We start from the raw sequence: 19,627 nt of genomic DNA, 5'->3' as shown, positions 1-19,627 counted from the left end.
GGCACGGTTATTGAACAACTCATTATAAGATTCGCTCATTTAGGATGGCTTTTATGATGACAAACCCGCAATTAACCGCATTCATTAAGCGTAATATGCTCGATACATCTTATTTAGCAAATGCGACAAAATGGTACACGACGATCATATCGGCGATCAGAGCGCACCAATACAGTGCAAAAGACCACGCTATCACTAACATAGAAACTAGCCATCACAATCAAGCACCTGTTTTAGTTGGTATTAATGGTTGCCAGGGCGCTGGTAAATCAACGCTTGCAGATTATCTTGCGACCTATTTAACCAGCGAATATAAAATGAATGTCGCAGTGCTATCTCTAGATGATTTTTATTATAGCCACCAGCAACGTAAAAATTTGTCAGTGCACGAGCACCATTTATTACAAACCCGTGGCGTACCCGGCACCCATAATTTATCGCTGGCACACGATACATTAGATAAATTGCAATCGGCGACGAATAATACCGCGCCCGTTGCGCTACCGCGGTTTAATAAAACCACCGATAACCCTTATCCAGAATCAGCATGGCCAGTGATTCACGGTGTTGTCGATGTGATTATCTTAGAAGGTTGGTGTTTAGGTGTGCAGCCACAGACAGATGAAGCCCTGCTAGAGCCAGTCAACAACCTTGAAGCAACAAAAGATAAATACGGTATTTGGCGTCGTTATGTGAACGATCAAATAAAGTATCATTATGCTGATCTTTATAAACGGTTAGATATGTTAGTCATGCTAAAAGCACCTAATTTTGATACTGCTTTTCAGTGGCGATTAGAGCAAGAATTAAAATTAAAACAACAAACACTAACACTCAGTACCTCACTTGACCGTGTCATGAGTGAATCTGAAATAAAGTTGTTTACTGCTTATTTTCAACGCCTCACAGCGCATGGGTTAATCACACTACCAAATTTATGTAATTGGGTATTTGAGCTAGATGCTAAGCGTAATATGGTGCATTCATATACCCCACAATCAATCGAGCTTAATCGTTACCCTGCCATATTCACCGATCTTGATGGCACCTTGTTAGATCATGACGACTACAGTTTCACACCCGCCTTGAGTACGCTTGCTGAATTAAAAAACGCAGCAATCCCCGTGATCCCAAATACCAGTAAAACCTATGCCGAACTGCTCGAGTTAAGACATAAGCTCAATTTGAATGGGCCATTTATTGTTGAAAACGGCGCTGCTATTTACATCCCTGTTAACTACTTTAGCCATCAGCCTATCGGCACAATACAACAAGATGGCTACTGGGTTAAATCCCTCGTGCAGTCACGCGCACATTGGTTATCACTATTACAAACAGTGTCCGAACAGCAGGCTGAGTTGTTTACAGGTATGAGCATGATGACGCTTAACGACATCATTAACGCTACGGGGTTGGACGAGGCAAGTGCTGTCCTTGCAAGTCAAAGACAATATGGCGAACCCCTACTCTGGCAAGGTAATGCAGCTCAGAAACAAGTATTCATCCAGCAACTTAAAAAACAAGGCGCGACCATCTTAGAAGGCGGACGTTTCTTGCATGTCTGCGGTGATAGCAACAAAGGCAAAGCGATGGACTGGTTAATGCAGCAATTTAAATTCTTTAACCTACAACAAACACCCTACTCTATTGCACTCGGCGACGGTAACAATGACATTGCTATGCTAGAAGCGGCGCAATACGCCGCGATCATCTTATCACCAGTACATACGCCACCAAAATTAAAACGTAAACAGGGTTTAACCATCAGTAAGCATACCGGACCAACAGGCTGGGCAGAAGTATTATCGACGCTATTACCCAAGCTGTTATCTGAACGGTTACCAACACGAGTACCAACATTAAAGCTAACAAGCATTTAGTCAATTCAATACTTAGGCTTAATACTGCAATTCAAATATCAAGGAAGGTTTATCATGGCTGATTTCTATCAAAATGGTGTCATAACGACACTGCATAATTTAAACCAACGTCCATTAGCTGCAATGGAAGCAGAGCTCACCGAGTTTGCTAAATTGCGTTCAATGTCGTTAATTTTACCGTCATTATTCTCAGAACTAGAAGGCGAAGCACTGCCTAACATCATTCAGCATTTACAAGATGTGCCGTATTTAAACGAGATTGTCATTGGTTTAGATCGAGCCAATGAAGCGCAATATAAACACGCGTTAAAATTCTTTGGCGCGCTACCACAACATCATCGTATTTTGTGGAATGATGGCCCCCGCCTGCAAGCACTCGATGCTGAACTTGCCAAACTTGGTTTAGCGCCAAAAGAGTTAGGTAAAGGTCGAAACGTCTGGTATTGCATGGGTTATACACTCGCCTCTGGCAAATCAGAATCAGTGGCACTGCATGATTGTGACATTCTAACCTATGACAGATCACTGCTCGCCCGCTTGATTTATCCCGTGGCTAATCCACAATTTAACTACGAATTCTGCAAAGGCTTTTATGCCCGTGTAGCTGACGGTAAGATCAATGGCCGTGTATCGCGGTTATTAATTACACCATTATTACGCTCACTAAAACGCGTTGTCGGTCATAACGATTACCTTGAATACATGGACAGCTTCCGCTACCCACTCGCGGGGGAGTTCTCATTCCGTAAAGATGTACTCAACGACATTCGTATTCCCAGTGACTGGGGTTTAGAGATTGGCGTATTGTCAGAAATGCACCGCAATTATTCGCATAATCGATTATGCCAAGCGGATATCGCTGACGTATACGACCACAAACATCAAGACTTATCCTTGGATAATGAAAATGGCGGTTTGTCAAAAATGTCGATTGATATTACCAAAGCCTTCTTCCGTAAATTAGCCACCCAAGGCCATACTTTCACCAATGAAAACTTCCGTACCATCAAGGCAACGTATTACCGTATCGCCCTCGATTTTGTTGAAACCTATTATAACGATGCGGTGATGAACGGCCTGACACTGGATATCCACGCCGAAGAAAAAGCGGTTGAAATGTTTGCCCAGAACATCATGACTGCCGGACAGAACTTCCTCGATAACCCGATGGAAAAACCATTTATGCCCAGTTGGAACCGCGTTATCTCAGCAATGCCGGACGTATTAGAGCGCCTTAAAGAAGCCGTCGAGTTAGATAGAGCCGACTTTATCTCTCAATCATAGCGGATCAACTTTTAAAATGGATGGTGACGATGTTAAATCCAAAAATTGACTTACAGCTACAATTACAACAACAGTTACAGCAACGCTTAGCGCAACAGCTCAGTACGATTTATGCTGATATTAATTTGCCCATATCAATTGCCAGTTTAGTCGCAGAGTTAATGTCGACGATGCGATTAACAGAGCAGTTGCATACACCGACACCACAAGTGAATCATTGGTCAGAAAAAGACACCATCTTAATTACCTACGGAGACAGTATTGTTCATTCCGATGAAAAACCGTTACAGACACTGCATCACTTTCTCCAACATTACTGTGCGGATACCATCAACAGTGTCCACATACTGCCTTTCTTTCCGTACAGCAGTGATGATGGTTTTTCGGTTATTGACTACGCCAGTGTTAACGAGGCTTTAGGTGATTGGAGTGATATAAAGCAGATAGCCCAAAGCCATCACCTTATGTCCGACTTAGTGATCAACCATTGCTCTAGCCGGAGTAAATGGTTTGATAATTTCATTCGCGGTGAAGGCACTGGTCATGATTATTTTTACACGGCTACCACCTATGCTAATTCGGCATATCCCAACGCCAGCGATACCATAACGCATCGCGATGACAGTATAGAAGCCGTTGTCAGGCCGCGTACTTCGCCTTTGTTTCGGTCAACAACAACCGCCTCTGGAAAACAGCAAGTATGGTGCACATTTAGTCACGACCAAGTCGACCTTGATTTTACCAATCCCAAGGTACTCATCAACTTCGTGTCCATCATTCGTCAATACCTAGACAATGGCATCAAGATATTCCGCCTCGATGCAATTGCCTTTTTGTGGAGGAAAGCGGGCACACCGTGTATTAATCTGCCCGAAACCCACGAAATGGTGCGCCTGTTAAGAACGCTCATCGAGCACGCCCGTGCTGATGCCGTGATCATTACTGAAACCAATATACCGAACAAAGAAAACCTGACCTATTTTGGTAATGGTAACGAAGCACACTGCATCTACAACTTCGCCCTGCCGCCATTGTTGGTTAATACCTTGATCACCGGTAATTGCCTGTACTTAAAACAGTGGATGATGAGTATGCCACCAGCACAAAATGGCACGGCTTACTTTAATTTTATCGCCTCGCACGATGGTATTGGTTTACGGCCCACAGAAGGTTTACTGTCTGATCAAGAGATAGATCAGTTAGTCACCACAATGCAAGCATTTGGTGGCCAAATATCGTGGCGTACAGTCACAGTGGATAATAACAACAGCGAAAATAGACAAACCAAAGAAATACGCAAACCCTACGAATTGAACATTACCCTGTACGATGCATTACAAGGCACAACAAAAGGACCCGATAAGTGGGGACATGCGCGTTTCATCTGTGCACACACTATCATGCTGGCACTGGAAGGGATCCCTGGTATTTATATTCACAGCTTGCTTGGCACCAGTAATGATTATAAAAAGCTCGAACATACCAGTCATAATCGTTCCATCAATCGGCATCGCTGGCAACTGGACGCGCTGAACGAACAGCTTAACGATCCCAACAGCCAGCACGCGCGTGCATTGCACGATATCAATCACCTGATCTCATTACGCACGGCGCAGCCGGCCTTTCATCCAAACGCGACGCAATTCACCTTACAGTTGGGCGAACAAGTTTTTGGATTTTGGCGACAAAGTATTGATCGTAGCCAAAGCATATTTTGCATCACTAATATTGCAGATACGCAGCTGACACTGCCACTAGCGAATGTAAACTTGATCAGTAGCGATTTTTGGTATGACTTAATTACCGGCGATACCATCAAAGACATTGGCCAATTTTTAACGCTTGCACCCTATCAAACACTGTGGTTGAGCAACCGTTAAAATAGACCCATAATATGGCGCAGTAAAATAAAGCAAAGTCATATTGAACTATACTCAGGAGTGACATAACCAAACCGAGGATAACGTAATGAAAGTTACATCCTATATCTTAAGTGCAATATTACTTTGTATCAGTTTTACCGCTACGGCTTATAATGACGGTAAATCCAAAAATTTACTCAACGATGCCTTGAGTGCAGCCCCGATTGCATTGCGTGATGGCGTGACAGTGGTTGATTGGAATAATAATGTATTAAAGAAAGGCACCAACAATTACACTTGTTTTCCAACACCCCCCCACCTAACAGGTAAAGCCCCCATGTGTATGGACGGTCCTTGGATGGCATGGGCGGATGCATGGATGAACAAAAAACCATTCCAAGCTCAAGCAATGGGGATCTCGTATATGCTCGCGGGAGACGAAGGCGCCAGTAATATTGACCCTTACGCTAAAAGTAAAACCAGTGATAACCAGTGGGTCAAAGAAGGGCCGCATTTAATGATTATCACCCCCGATAAAGCCCTACTCGATTCACTACCGACAGATCCCCACTATGGTGGTCCTTATGTGATGTGGAAAGGCACGCCTTATGTCCATATAATGATCCCTGTTGCGACCCAAAAATAAAGCAAACGACAACTTTGGGGCTATCTTGTGATGCCCCTTATTATGTCTATATTAGAATGATGTAGTGAAAGGTACTTAGAAAAATTAACATCTCGTATTTGCCATCTCGAATACATAATAATAACAATACAGTTAACCCCACCTTATTTAACCTAGCCTTAACTCTACTTACAAACACACTCATTTATACCTTCGAATGTAACCTTCAATCGAAACCAAATGTTTTTTTACGTATTTACACTAGTCAAAAAGTAGTTTCGGTTGGTGACTTATCGAACAAACAGTAGCTTATATCGAACATTAACCCTTTCGAAGGGTGATAGTACTATCCATGTCACATTTCATTTATATAATCTCCTTTATTATCTCGACATCATTTAGTTGCAAAAAGGTTAACAATGAAAAGATTGATTGCTCATCGTGGAATGTCATCACTGGCACCAGAAAATACATTAGCCGCATTTTCTTTATGTAAAGAACATAATATCCAATGGTTTGAATGTGACGTCGACATTTTAAAAGACGGTACGATCATTGTTTCTCACGACGATACATTAGATCGTTGTACTGATAAGAGCGGTCAATTATGTAAAATCAGTCATGCAGACATCGGTAATATCGATGCAGGCAGTTGGTTTGCAGATGAATTCATTGGTGAAAAACTACCGACCCTGCAAGAGTTAATTGCATTAGCCAATAAGCTTGAGCTAAACATGAACATCGAACTTAAATCATGTGCGGCAAGTGCAGCGTTAAGTTATACCATGATTGATAACCTCATTGTTGGTTTGAAAGAACTGAACCCTGAGCGTGAGTTAATCGTATCAAGTTTCAACCACCTTGCACTAACCGAATTTAAACGCCGTAGCCCAGATACTCAAGTTGCTTGTTTATTTGAAAGCCATACCTTGTGGGACGATTGGAACTCAATTTTAGATTGGTGTAACGCCGATTATATCCATCCACAAGACAAAGGCTTAACGCAAGAAATGGTACAAAAATTTAAAGCTGCAGGTTTTAAAGTTAATGTGTGGACTGTTAATGATCTTGCGCGCGCAAATCAATTATTCAACTGGGGCGTTGACGGTATTTGTACCGATATCGCTCATAAATTCCCATCAAAATACAAAACGTTAGGTAATAAATAATGAGCTTATTAAGCAAAATTGGTTTCGACTCAAAAAGCCGTTTTTACGGTTTCTTGTCTGTCGTGCTATCAGGACAAATCATCTACTCTGCTTTTGAAGCATTTAAAGGTACGTTTTATAACTTACTGCTAGAAGTATTAAGCATCGACAATACACAGATGGGTGTATTATTTACCTTAATCGGTTCTGCGATGTTCTTCTATATTCCAGCTGGTTGGGTAAATAACCGTTTCTCTGTGCGCTCTATTTTGATGACCAGTATGTTCATCCGATTCTTGAGCATGATGGTCATTATCATTTTCCAACCACAGTTTAGTGTGTTAATCGTGATAGCCGGTCTTTGGGGTCTAATCGACGCTATCTTCTGGCCAGCAGTTGTTAACGGCGTGAACTTAATGTCAGGCGATAACAACAAAGGCATGGCGTTTGGTTTATTAGAATCAATCCGTCGTGCAACAGAGATGAGCATGAACGCGATTATCGTTGGTATCATGGCGCTAGTGAGTGGTTCAATCTTGGTTTTCCAAGGTGCGATCGTATTCTATACCCTGCTTATCCTACCAATGATCTTCTGTGTATGGAAATTCGTACCAGACAATCAACTAGAAGTTAAAGCGGGCGAAAGTAAAAACAAAGCGGCATTACAAGGTTTATTCTACGTATTGAAAATGCCGACAGTATGGTTAGCGGCGCTTACCTCTCTGACTGTTTACTGGACTTACATTACGCTTATCTACACGGTGCCATACCTGCAAGCGGTATTTGGTTTAACTACTGCAGAAGCGGCTATCTTCGGTATCATTAATACCGGTGCGATGGGTGTTGTTGCAGGTCTTGTTGCTGGCTCAATTGCTGACTTTGTATTCAAGTCATCGATTAAAATGATGTTGTGTGCACTTGCTCTTACCGTTATCTGTTTAGGCATTACCATTATGCTACCGAAATCAGCTGAAATGTTAGTGATGAACATGATTTTATTAATGTGTTTCTCGTTCAGTATCTTCCTAGCAAAAGGCATTATCTTAGCGCCGATTGCTGAAGCTGGCGTGCCAAAAGAATTCAGTGGCGCGGCGATGAGTGTTGGTTCATTTGCAGCTTATGCGTCAGTGTTCTGGGCTTACGCATTAAACGGTTGGATCATTGATACTTACCCTGCGATTGAAGCTTATCAAATGATCTTTGGTATTGGACTAAGTGTGTCTGCATTTGGTATGTTCACTGCAATTTGTCTGCTGTTATTAAAACGCAAACAAGGTGATGGCGATATCTCTGCGGATGACGCAACACTAGCTTAATATTTTGCCTCTAAAAATAAAATAGCCGCAGTAATTGCGGCTATTTTTAAAGCGCTGTACACTTTAATAATTAAAGTAAAAAATAACTTAATTATTAAAATCACAAAACAGCGGCCAGACAACATGATATTCAATCATTTCAAAATTTTATTCATCTTTATTACTGCTTTAACACTTACTTCTTGTAGCCTATTCGATATCCAGCCACTCGATGACACAACCAACGTCATTAAAATTTATGATAGATACGAACATATTGCACAATGTACATTCGTCAATGAGTTAGTCGGCTCTGAAGGCACTTGGTACAACTATTTATTTATTTCCAACACAGACCTCACGCTTGGCAGTATTCATGATTTAAAAAACCAAGCCAACGCAATGGGCGCTAACGCGATCCACATTCAATACAACTTGAGCTTTAATACATCGGTGACCTTTTTTGCTCAAGCTTATGACTGTCCGCAATAGCCGGCATTATGATTAATGGCCATAATAACTGATTAAGCTAAAGATAATACCAACCTCAGTGTTAAAGTCATTAGCTTGATTAAATTCAGCAAATGGTTCTACTTCATAGTACATCCAGGACTTATACATAAGGTTTCGATAACGGATCGAAATGAAGTAATTTTCATTGGGAATATCTTCTGCATCATTGCTTTTACTGTATTGAACACCACTGACAAGTAGCTGATTTTTACCGGTAGGCTTGATGTGATAAAAACCTATCTTACGCCTGGTGTTTGCTTCTGTCTGCAACTGTTGCCAACTGGCGGATAAAGACAAAGAACTGCTTTCCAGCGGATAAGCAGCAGCCGTTTTGATACTTGGTTCCCAGCCGTCTTCTAGAAAATAAGTTAAACGAGGCTGTAAACTAAAATCAACATGCTGCACCTGCCAATTAAACTGTATTTCACTTCTTAGGTATACCTGACTTCGACTAAAGCCAACTCTATTTTTAACCTGCCTGTCTTGACCAAACCGCTTAATATATTGAAATGCAAAATTGATCCCCTCTTGCTCGTTATCAATATCCTTTGATTCATAATCTAATAAGAGTTCATCTTCATCATTATTATCAATAACCAAAGCAAACCTTTCATCCCACTTTGGTAAATGCAAAGACACTTTAAAATTAACATCCACATCGCCTAAATCTGCGGTTCGCGGTAACCAAGATAATTGTAAATAGCCATTCGCCGAACCCTTATTCTTGTTCCCGTTACTGTCATCACTACCGATATCATCAACCCAAGCAGCTGTATCTTGCATCATGGTATTAAGCTGGCTTTGTAGCACGTCAACCGTGGGGACATTTTCTTTTTCCGAGACGATTTCTTCTACCGAGACGATTTCTTCTACCGAGACGACTTCTCCTGTCGGGGGTATGCCTTCTGCCGTTATCTCTTCTGATAAGGCAGCGAAAGAACTTGATAAACAGATACAGGCGATAATGACCTTCATGCGTAATAACACTCTACAAACAAGACATTGTTAAGATGAACTAGGTAAAGTGTATAAACATTAATGCGATCCCGCCATAATAAAATCGATGACTAGATATTCATCATGATATGTACCGAGGTTTGAATTAACAGCAGTAACATTGCCACTAAAGACAGCGCAAACGCACGTAAACGATATGGAATATAGTTAGTACCGACATGCACATAAGCATGGATATATCTGAACACCACATATGCAACTGACAATCCAATAGCAAAACCATTCACGGCGCCCACCAGTACTGTAATGATACACAATCCATAAAATACCAACGGAGATTCAAACTGATTATCTAAGTTATTAGATACTTGCACCACATCTTCCGGCCAAGCTTTGTTGTTTAACGCGGTTTTATTAAAATCGACTGCCTTGGCTTTAATCGCTTTTGACTTACGCATTATCAACAGAATATACAGTGATATAACTAACAGCATATGTCCAAGTAGTGGATATAAAATGGCTATTCCATCCATCGTGCCTTTCCCTTTTGTCTAAATTAGATAGCACTAGATATAAAGTAAAAACCAGACGATGGGAAATGATTAATCACAATTGAATTAGATAAATAAGGAAAGAGTGACAGGTGTTGAATAAAGAGTTAAATAAAAGGCTGAATAAATAGAAAGGTTAAAAATAAAAAAGCCCCAGTAAAAAACAGAGGCTTTAGGGACGTAATTAAGTCATACCGTTAAACGGATCTTGAAACCACGTCACGAAATAGCATTACATTGTTTTAGAGAATGTACGGCTGATAACGTCTTGTTGCTGCTCAGATGTTAATGAGTTAAAACGCACAGCATAACCCGATACACGGATTGTTAACTGTGGGTAAGCACTTGGGTTTTTAATTGCATCTTCAAGCGTTTCACGTGTTAATACGTTCACGTTTAGGTGTTGACCACCTTCAATTTTAGCAGGTTCTTCAATTGCAACATCACGCGATTCAAAGTTGCCTAGCTCAGATAAGCTAACCACTGCATCTTGCGCAATGAAATCATCCACAGTACCAATACATCTAGCTTGTTCTGCACTTTCATCAATGAGCCAAATTGAATTATTTAGACGCTGATCGTCAGCTTTAGTGATTTGAATACCTTTTAATTTACTCATTGTCTTACCTTCTTGTTGTATGGTTAAGCTCACCATACAACAAGAAACCTTAATAATACAAGGGATAACCGATAAAAAGATAACACTTTATGAGTAGTTTGAATTTTTGTACTTATTAGGTTAACAATGGGTTAATTCAGAGCGTTAACACTGTTAAAATACACGTTTTTTAACATTTTCTAAAGTATCTTGACAGCTAACAACCCAGTGCGGTGTCGCTGCACCACAACCTGCGGCTTTAACACGTGGATGGGTTTTCATTATCTCTCTAAAATTATGTTCTTGCACTGGGTCAACATCGACAAACAAAATATGCTTGCCTTTCTTGAGTAACGTTTGAAATCGACAAAAACGCGTATTCGGCTTTTTGAAACCTAAAAAACCACCTTCCCAAGTACAAAAGATGAAACAGCACAGGGCTATAATAATAAATGTTTCCCAACCGATAGGGCCATAATGCCAACCCGCCATATAGGGAATAATGAGTGCTGCTAACGCCAATAAACTACCGATACCAGCACCGATACCCGTTCCTCTAATAACATCTTGTTTAAATAAAGGGTCGACGTTATTCAATTTATGTTCCGAAATACTGGCATTATCTAAGCTTAATACATGGATTTGCGGTTCGGTAAACCCTTCGTCTTCAAGTTCCCTTTCAACAATAACAAGTTCGTCAAGGTCATCTGCGATGTAATAGTGTCTTAACATATTATTCACCCCCTAATACAGCTGCAATAAATACAATAAAAAGGCATAATCTTGCTAAACTTTAGTTCGGTTATTAGTATAAGTGAAGTACAAAAGGTCAATTAATGCATTATAGCGCTAATTTATAACCCACACTGTATACCGACTGCACCAGGTCCATATCGGGTTTAATCCCATTTAACTTCTTCCGCAGTTTCTTCACGTGGCTGTCGATAGTACGCTCACTGACGACACGATGGTCTTGATATACCTGCCCTATTAATTGTGAACGAGAAAATATTCGCCCCGGGTGCTTGGCTAATATTTGTAATAGATTAAACTCAATCGCCGTCAACTCGACCGGACAGCCAAAGACATGCGCTTGGTATTTATCGGGATCTAATTCGATGACCTTGGGCGTTGAGCTTGTAGTATTCGCTTCACTCGCGGCAATATTTAACGCTTGTATCGATACCGGAGATTGCGTGCGTCGTAATACCGCTTTTACCCTTGCAACCACTTCTCGGGGTGAAAACGGTTTACAAATATAGTCATCAGCACCCAATTCTAAACCAATCAACCGATCTATCTCATCGACCTTCGCTGTCACCATAATAATTGGCACAGCAGAAAACTGACGAATTTCCCGGCACAGCGTGACACCGTCTTTACCGGGCAACATGAGGTCTAACAAAATAATATCAAAAGCGTGTTCACGGGCAAGCTCAACATTGTGTTGATAAACAAGTTCAACAACATCATTGCCATCATGTACCATCACGGTTTCTAAATCCGATTGCACCAAGTAATCCGTTAACAACTGAGCAATTTTGACTTCATCTTCAACGATCAATACCTTTGACATGTTCCCTCACTTATCGGTATTAATGGGACGTTTCCTACTTTCAGGTTAGTTTAAGGGTAATGTAATTTGTATACCTAATCCACCTTGCGGTGATGCAAACGCATTTATCGACCCTTGGTGTGCATGAACAATATTCTTACAAAGCGCCAATCCCAAGCCTGAACCACCCGTTTTACGATTACGAGAACTTTCTACCCGATACAAATGTTCGAATAACTTAGCAAGCGCACTATCTGGTACCGCTGGCGCACTGTCTTCAATAATAATATCGACGCTTTGTTTATTTCTCGTTAACGTAACGAATAGCTTACCTGGGGCATCGGTATATTTAAGACAGTTTGACAACAGATTATCGAGAAGCTGATTAATACGTGTTTCATCGGCCCATACAACAACTGGTGCACTGGTGAATTGAGTATGAACGAGCAAGCCTTTTTTATCTAATATGGTTTGATGACGTTCTACATTTTGAGAGACTAGCTGAGTCAAATCAAGCGCGTGCTTTTGATAACGTAACGCCCCGATTTCAGCATTCGTCAGTTCATTGAGATCGTCAATCAATTTTTGTAAATGCGCAACCTCTTCTGATAAAGACAATAATCCGGCTTTATTTAACGGCCGAATGCCATCTTCCATCGCTTCGATTTCACCTTTTACTATCGCTAAGGGTGTTCTCAGCTCATGAGAAATATCAGCAAGCCAACGTTTTCTTGAATCTTCGTTTTGCTCTAATGTCGCAGCAAGATCGTTAAAGTTTCGCGCCAATGTCGCTAACTCATCGCGGCCAACAACGGCTAATCGGGTTTGTAACTCACCTTTATTCAACTTAACGACGGCTTTTTTTAGTTTGGTGATCGGTAATACAAAGTGACGTGATAACGGCAGTGTTATAATAAAAATCAGTCCAAACACACCGGCAATAATAACCCCAATGTTCTGGTTGTTCTCGGCCACAAACGCGATATCAAATTCATCGGTTAACGCCTTACTCGGCGGTAAGGCAATGTAACCGACAATCTCGCCATTAAGTAAGATCGATTTGGTATTATATTTATCTTTAAACCGCCCAATTAGGCTCAGTTTATCTTTGTCTAATAAACTAATCCGTAGCGCATGTTGCTTTGGTGGGTAGTTGTTCACTTGTTCCGTCATACCCGCAGGGTAATGTAAACCTTGGGCTGATAACGCTAATATCATAGGCCAATAGTCTGCTTCAGTTCGCTGTCCTCGCCGCCTCGGTGGTGGTGGCCGACGCTCAAACTCTCGATGTCTAAATTCGCGAGGTCCGTTGCCTCTGTTGTCTTCTCGTCTCTGTTGATTAGGTCTATGCTCATTCGGGCGCTCACCTTTCCTTGGTGGCGGAGGTCGCTGCAGAGACGATGTTACCAATTCATCCCAACGGCCTTTTTGTTTATAAAAAGAGGCGAGATTATCAGATAACAACTGCATACTTTGAAGCTCGCGCTGATTAACATAATTCAGCATGCCGCGATCAAAGCTCCACTGCATCAAGGTATATAAAAGTGATAAAACCATGGCGCTGGTTAATAATAGAATAAGTAATAATTTAGGAAATATACGCATCGAGTCTCCCTACCGATATCTCTAAGTTATACCTTTAAATGGCATAAATGTCTCAACTTAGTATCACTTTGCACATTTGTTCCTTATTTATTGCATCGTTCTTCCATACTCCTTCATTAAACTGAATGTAATCAAATAAAATATAAATGAATGGAGTCTGATATGATATTTACAGTAAAGCAGCCATTGGTATTCGCTGTCATGTTATCCCTACCCTTGGTGTTATCAGGGTGTAATACCAGTGAAGATACCGCCACCAATGGTGCTACAGCCGATAGCACTGAGCCAACCGAATTCGACATTTCCCTACAAGCAGTCATTAGTCAAAAAAACCTGGATCGCTCTGCGATTGCAAACCGAGATATCCCCTCGATTGATTCTCCACTTGCTAACCTAGGTAAAAAACTATTTTTTAGCCAAAGCCTCGGGGGTAATTTTGATACCGCTTGCGCCAGTTGCCATCATCCAACTCAGGGTGGCGCAGACGCGCTAAGCCTGCCTATTGGTGTCGAAGCAATCAACCCACACGTGCTTGGCCAAGGCCGTGAAAATAGTGGTGGTATCCCCGTTATACCACGTAACAGCCCAACCATATTTAATGTCGCGTTATGGGACAGTAGTTTATTTTGGGATTCTCGTATAGAAAGCTTAGGCAAAGAAAATAATCAAAATGGTGCCGCGTCAGGCATTAGTACCCCAGATAGTGGCTTTGGTATCGCTGACAGTAACGCTGGTTCTAACTTAGTGACCGCACAAGCTAGGTTTCCAGTTACGTCAGCGGAAGAAATGAAAACCACTGATTTTGAAAATGGCAGTAGCAATGATGTTATTCGTCATCACCTTGCTGCACGTTTAGGCGATTATGATGAAGGGGCGGGCGATCTAAGTCGAAATGAATGGTTAAGTGAATTCGAAACTGCGTTCAACAGTAATGTCGATGCCGAAGATCTGCTTACATTCGAAAATACCGCAGAGGCCATTGGTGAATATGAACGCTCGATGGTCTTTATTAACTCACCTTGGCGGGATTATCTCGATGGCGATATGAGCGCATTAACAGAACAGCAAAAACAAGGTGCGTTATTATTCTTTGATGCTCCTGACGAGGGTGGTGCAGGCTGTTCAGCTTGCCATAGCGGCCCGCTGTTAAGTGACGAACGCCACAATATTGTCGCCTTTCCACAGATAGGTGTTGGTAAAGGTGATGGCAATAATAGCGATGATGATTTTGGTCGAGAACAAGTTACTGGTGATGAGCAAGACAGATATAACTTCCGTACACCAAGCTTATTAAACATTGCCGCTACAGCACCTTACGGGCATGCGGGGACATTTGATTCACTCGAGAGAGTGGTGCGTCATTATAACAACCCAACTCGCAGTATTGATGATTATGCGGATGATAATGAGTGGTGCCAATTAGCGCAATTTGATAATGTCGCCAACTGCACCAACTTGTATCCTAACGTACGAGAAAACGGCGAACTTGCACTGGATAAACTTGACGATGAACGTCAAGAAGGCACATCGCGATTACCCAATATTAACTTAAATAATGATGAAGTTGACCAGCTGGTGGCTTTCCTCAATAGCTTGACTGATCCTTGCATTGAAGAGCGTGAGTGTCTTGCGCCGTGGATAGCAAATGACACCACAGATAATCCCGATGACCAAGTACTGATTGCCACGGATGTTAATGACAGTCCTTTATAACCGTTAACGACTTATACCTGAATTCATGACTGAAATAATGACTAAAAAAGGTGTGAACTAAGCTGTAAATATATAATATAATTATTGCCTTAGTTCACAAAACTCATCATCACTCACGTCATAAAAAACACACGTGATTCATGCGACAAATCTGTCATTCAAGTCATGCTAAAGTAAAACCTTAATGGATATTATATAAATATCCAGCTCAAATTTAAGGTTTATAACATGGATAACTTCATTACTTCAGTTGTGCAGGATAATATTTTAACCCTAACAATCAACCGTCCTAAAGCGCGTAATGCCTTAAACCAAGCCATGTATTTATTACTCGCGCAAGGATTTGAATCAGCACAACAAGACGATGCAATTCATGTCGTCACGCTTCAAGGTATGGGCAATATTTTTTGCGCCGGTAATGATATGCAAGATTTTCAAGCCATGTCACAAGGCAAACCAGATCAATATGGTGCCCGCTTTATGCGCGCATTAATCAACTGTGATAAACCGATTGTTGCCGCTGTTAATGGCTCAGCGATGGGGATCGGCACCACAATGTTACAGTTTGTTGATTTCCTCTACTTATCGCCAACAGCAAAGTTTCAAACACCATTCGTGGCGATGGGCTTATGCCCTGAACTCGGCTCTAGCCAATTATTAGCACAACAGATAGGCGTACGTAAAGCGCGGGCGATGTTGTTAGCGGGAGAGTCGATGCTGGCAAGTGAAGCGGTTACGTTAGGGTTTGCGAATGAAGTCTGTGACTCACCAGATAATGCAGCAATGCAAAGGTCAATCACACTTGCAAAACTGGCACCGATAGCCATGCGCACCAGTAAAGCCATGTTGATGAAAGAATCTCGACAGCAGCTATTAGATATCGTCGAATATGAAAATAAAAGCCTTGCTCACTTAGTCACTCAACCAGAATCCCGTGAAGCGGTTAGCGCTTTTATGGAAAAACGCCAACCGGATTTTAGCCAGTGCTAGCTAGCATTATTTTAAGTTACAACAGTTGTTAATAACCAGGTCTTAAAGGCCTGCACTTTTGTTAACGAGTTATGCTCAGGTCGCCAAACAATGTAATAAGCGAGCTCTGTACTGCTATCAAGTGCTGGAAATGGTTTAACTAAACGCCCACAAGCAAGATCATCTTTAACCAATACACTGCGGCCTAATGCAACGCCCTGCCCAGCCACGGCCGCTTGTATTACCGACGCTGAGTTATTAATTTTCAAGCCTTTATTGGTATCCACACCATTAATTCCCTGCACCGCTAACCAACTAGCCCAGGTCGGAAAGCCCGAACTTACCGGCATGGAATGATCGTGTAACAGTGGGAAGTTAGCTAAGTCCGTCGGCAGAGCCATCCCCTGTTTAATCAGGTCAGGTGAACACACCGGAAAGATATCTTCATCCATCAGTAATGTTTGTGATAATCCCGCCCAATTGCCTTTGCCATAACGCACGCCGATATCAATGTCTTCAGCAAAGTAATCAACCGAACGCGAATTGGTATTTAAGCGTAGGTCATAGTCAGGGTGCTTAAGTTGAAAATCATCAATGTGCATTAATAACCACTTCGCGGCAAACGCAGGGCTCACTGACACAGTAATGGCATTATTGATAATCGGTTTTTGTAATAACGCCAACCCTTGTGATATATGCTCTAAACCGAGACTGATTTCGGGCAGCGCAAGCTTAGCCTGTAGCGTCAATGTCAAACGTGAAGCACCACTACTGGCGCGGATAAACAAGCTTACGCCTAGCCACTCCTCCAATAAACGGACTTGCTGGCCTATTGCGGCAGGGGTGACACTCAGCTCTTTTGCCGCCAAAGAAAAGCTAAGGTGTCTCGCAGATGCTTCAAAAGCACGTACTGCATTTAAATGGGCTATATTATTCATGTACGACATGACCTCACTGCAATTAACCACTAAACAAAAACTATATCGACAGTATAGAAGTAGTGCTTTGTCTTATGCAAAGAATAGCCCCATAATTAATGCATAAATCTAACTCTTATCTAATGCAGACACGAGATGCATTTACCCACTCCCTATAATGAAACAGTGGAATAACAAGATGAACATTAATAGCGACCTAACCCAACCTGCAAAGGTATTCTTTAATGTATCAACATGGACACCCTCTCCGCTTAAAGGTGTATCACGTAAAATGCTAGAACGTGACGGCGATGAATTTGCAGCAACGCCAACAACACTGGTTGTGTATGAACCTAACAGTGTTTTCACTAATCACGTGCATACTGGCGGCGAAGAGTTCTTAGTTTTAGAAGGTGTATTTGGCGATGAACACGGTGAATATCCTGTTGGCACGTATAAGCGTAACCCTGTCGGTACTGAACACGCGCCAATCGTCAAAGACGGCTGTATGATCATTGTAAAACTCGGTCAGTTCCAAGACGGTGACGACCAAGATGTAGAGATCAATACCGCTAATCAAGCTTTTATCCAAGATGAAAAACGCGATGCGGTGCAATACCAATCACTGCATGCTTTCAAACAAGAAGTCGTGCGTTTAGAACGTTGGGCGCGCAACTCACATATCACCCTAGACAACCCTGGTGGCATTGAAGTGTTAGTGGTTGCTGGTGAGTTAAATCATCAGGGTGAGGTTTATAGCAAGTTTGACTGGTTACGATTGCCGGTTGGTGAAGCGCTAGATATCACCACAACTGCTGACGACTGCGTTGTTTGGATCAAAATGGGTCATCACAGCTATCGTTTATAAAAAAGCATATACAAGAAGTCGGTATACGACATCGGGTATAAAAAATGCTTATAAGACGCTGTGACTTAAAAATTTATAAACGATCATTTCGATATTTACATCTAACAAGGTCTAGTTAAAGATGAAAACAGAATTTGTCATTATTGGCGGTGGATTAAGCGGTTTATATGCAGCTTATTTATTAGAACAACAAGGTAAAGACTATATTTTACTCGAAGGTCGAAATAGACTTGGTGGTCGTATTTATACCGAAGACCAGTTTGATATGGGACCGTCTTGGTTTTGGCCAGATATGCACCCGCGCATTACTCAGTTGATTGATGAACTGCATTTACCTGTATTCCCACAACATGATAAAGGCGCATTCTTGTTTGATAAATACGAGAACAAAGCCCCACTACGTTATGAATCAGGTTATGCCGGTTCACCACCATCAATGCGGGTTGCTGGCGGCATGCAAACCGTTATCGATGGTATCAAGACTAAGCTAACCGATGAGCATATTATTTGTAATGCCAAGGCCACTCACGTCGAGTACTATGCAGAACACAGTGCCGAGCATCAAGATCGTTATTCTATCGTTACCGCAGAAATAAACGGTGCAACACAAACAATCCAAACGCGCCAGGTCATCTTTGCGATGCCATTACGCTTACTTGCCAATAGTATTAAATTTACGCCAGCTTTACCGAAGCAAGTGCAGAACAAGTTTGCAGCGACTGCGACATGGATGGCGGCGCATGCCAAATTTTTCGCTGTTTACGATACACCATTCTGGCGTGAAACAGGTTTGTCCGGTTCTGCCAGCAGCCAAGTGGGTCCGTTAGCAGAAATACATGACGCCAGCACTATTGATGCGACAAATAGCGCGACTAGCAGTGGTAATGGTGCGCTATTTGGCTTTGTCGGTATCGATGCCCACACTCGCCAATCGGCAGGTAATGAACTCATCAAATCATTAGCCGTCAAACAGCTTGTACGGATGTATGGTGAACAAGCGGCGCAACCAATTGATGTGAAGTTAGTGGACTGGAGCCAAAAAATACTGACAGCAACTGATGCCGATAAAAATGCACCTAGTGCCCATCCACATTATGGATTACGCGATATTCATTCAGCGCTAATACCTGTTAATCAACAAGGTTGGTACTTCGCGGGAACAGAATCTGCAGAAGAAAACGGCGGTTATATCGAAGGCGCATTAGAGGCAGCTGAAATGGTAATGTCACGAGTAAAGCTTTAGCCTTAAGCCTGTTTATAGTGACTGTTATAGTAACTTTCACGGTC

General features: G+C 41.9%; 18 protein-coding genes. 11 read left to right on the top strand and 7 right to left on the bottom strand.

The window, feature by feature from the left end:
* Positions 1-53 precede the first annotated feature (53 nt).
* The 7 genes from A923_RS22225 (at position 54) to A923_RS0110370 (ending at position 8,586) form a co-directional block, all read left to right on the top strand.
* A complete protein-coding gene (locus tag A923_RS22225) occupies positions 54-1,880 on the top strand; it encodes an HAD-IIB family hydrolase (protein ID WP_017221619.1) in 1,827 nt (608 codons plus the stop codon).
* Positions 1,881-1,934: 54 nt separating this feature from the next.
* Positions 1,935-3,164, top strand: coding sequence for a glycosyltransferase family protein (locus A923_RS0110400; protein ID WP_017221618.1), 1,230 nt, complete (start codon positions 1,935-1,937; stop codon positions 3,162-3,164).
* 29 nt (positions 3,165-3,193) lie between these two features.
* Positions 3,194-5,044, top strand: a complete 1,851-nt coding sequence (locus A923_RS0110395) for a sugar phosphorylase (RefSeq protein WP_017221617.1) — start codon at positions 3,194-3,196, stop codon at positions 5,042-5,044.
* An 88-nt stretch (positions 5,045-5,132) separates the two neighbouring features.
* Positions 5,133-5,672, top strand: coding sequence for a hypothetical protein (locus A923_RS0110390; RefSeq protein WP_017221616.1), 540 nt, complete (start codon positions 5,133-5,135; stop codon positions 5,670-5,672).
* Between the two features lie 398 nt (positions 5,673-6,070).
* A complete protein-coding gene (locus A923_RS0110385) occupies positions 6,071-6,820 on the top strand; it encodes a glycerophosphoryl diester phosphodiesterase (RefSeq protein ID WP_017221615.1) in 750 nt (249 codons plus the stop codon).
* On the top strand, positions 6,820-8,115 hold the full coding sequence (locus tag A923_RS0110380) for an MFS transporter (RefSeq protein ID WP_017221614.1): 1,296 nt from the start codon (positions 6,820-6,822) through the stop codon (positions 8,113-8,115). The genes A923_RS0110385 and A923_RS0110380 overlap by 1 nt, the downstream gene beginning before the upstream one ends.
* 123 nt (positions 8,116-8,238) lie before the next feature.
* The gene (locus tag A923_RS0110370) at positions 8,239-8,586 is read left to right on the top strand and encodes a DUF4156 domain-containing protein (RefSeq protein WP_017221612.1); all 348 of its coding nucleotides are present in this window, start codon (positions 8,239-8,241) and stop codon (positions 8,584-8,586) included.
* 12 nt (positions 8,587-8,598) lie between these two features.
* On the opposite strand, the gene A923_RS0110365 is transcribed toward A923_RS0110370, so the two are convergent.
* The 6 genes from A923_RS0110365 to A923_RS0110340 form a co-directional block, all read right to left on the bottom strand.
* Entirely contained in the window at positions 8,599-9,582 is a 984-nt protein-coding gene (locus A923_RS0110365) for a hypothetical protein (protein WP_017221611.1), read from the bottom strand.
* 92 nt (positions 9,583-9,674) lie between these two features.
* Complete coding sequence (locus A923_RS0110360; protein WP_017221610.1) at positions 9,675-10,097, bottom strand: MAPEG family protein; 423 nt, start codon at positions 10,095-10,097, stop codon at positions 9,675-9,677.
* 250 nt (positions 10,098-10,347) lie between these two features.
* On the bottom strand, positions 10,348-10,734 hold the full coding sequence (grcA, locus tag A923_RS0110355; RefSeq protein WP_026006189.1) for an autonomous glycyl radical cofactor GrcA: 387 nt from the start codon (positions 10,732-10,734) through the stop codon (positions 10,348-10,350).
* A gap of 153 nt (positions 10,735-10,887) precedes the next feature.
* Positions 10,888-11,445, bottom strand: a complete 558-nt coding sequence (locus A923_RS0110350; protein WP_017221608.1) for a hypothetical protein — start codon at positions 11,443-11,445, stop codon at positions 10,888-10,890.
* A 109-nt stretch (positions 11,446-11,554) separates the two neighbouring features.
* Complete coding sequence (locus A923_RS0110345) at positions 11,555-12,289, bottom strand: response regulator (protein WP_017221607.1); 735 nt, start codon at positions 12,287-12,289, stop codon at positions 11,555-11,557.
* 45 nt (positions 12,290-12,334) lie between these two features.
* On the bottom strand, positions 12,335-13,873 hold the full coding sequence (locus A923_RS0110340; RefSeq protein ID WP_017221606.1) for an ATP-binding protein: 1,539 nt from the start codon (positions 13,871-13,873) through the stop codon (positions 12,335-12,337).
* A 162-nt stretch (positions 13,874-14,035) separates the two neighbouring features.
* Between A923_RS0110340 and A923_RS0110335 the strand changes: the two genes are divergently transcribed.
* Positions 14,036-15,586 (top strand): cytochrome-c peroxidase, encoded by a 1,551-nt coding sequence (locus A923_RS0110335; RefSeq protein WP_017221605.1) that lies wholly within the window; start codon positions 14,036-14,038, stop codon positions 15,584-15,586.
* A gap of 228 nt (positions 15,587-15,814) precedes the next feature.
* The gene (locus tag A923_RS0110330) at positions 15,815-16,576 is read left to right on the top strand and encodes an enoyl-CoA hydratase/isomerase family protein (protein WP_017221604.1); all 762 of its coding nucleotides are present in this window, start codon (positions 15,815-15,817) and stop codon (positions 16,574-16,576) included.
* Positions 16,577-16,587: 11 nt separating this feature from the next.
* Here the strand turns inward: A923_RS0110330 and A923_RS0110325 are convergent, their stop codons facing one another.
* Complete coding sequence (locus tag A923_RS0110325) at positions 16,588-17,493, bottom strand: LysR substrate-binding domain-containing protein (RefSeq protein WP_017221603.1); 906 nt, start codon at positions 17,491-17,493, stop codon at positions 16,588-16,590.
* Between the two features lie 178 nt (positions 17,494-17,671).
* Between A923_RS0110325 and A923_RS0110320 the strand changes: the two genes are divergently transcribed.
* Together A923_RS0110320 and A923_RS0110315 are read left to right on the top strand one after the other, a co-directional pair.
* Positions 17,672-18,340 carry a cupin domain-containing protein gene (locus A923_RS0110320; RefSeq protein WP_017221602.1) on the top strand — a complete coding sequence of 223 codons (669 nt, stop codon included), beginning with the start codon at positions 17,672-17,674 and terminating at the stop codon, positions 18,338-18,340.
* A 121-nt stretch (positions 18,341-18,461) separates the two neighbouring features.
* The gene (locus A923_RS0110315) at positions 18,462-19,583 is read left to right on the top strand and encodes a flavin monoamine oxidase family protein (RefSeq protein ID WP_017221601.1); all 1,122 of its coding nucleotides are present in this window, start codon (positions 18,462-18,464) and stop codon (positions 19,581-19,583) included.
* Positions 19,584-19,627: the final 44 nt, after the last annotated feature.

The organism is Moritella dasanensis ArB 0140 (genome assembly GCF_000276805.1).
GTDB lineage: Bacteria > Pseudomonadota > Gammaproteobacteria > Enterobacterales > Moritellaceae > Moritella > Moritella dasanensis.
The sequence above is the reverse complement of the archived record's forward strand: the minus strand, read 5'-3'. Positions and strand labels throughout refer to the sequence as shown.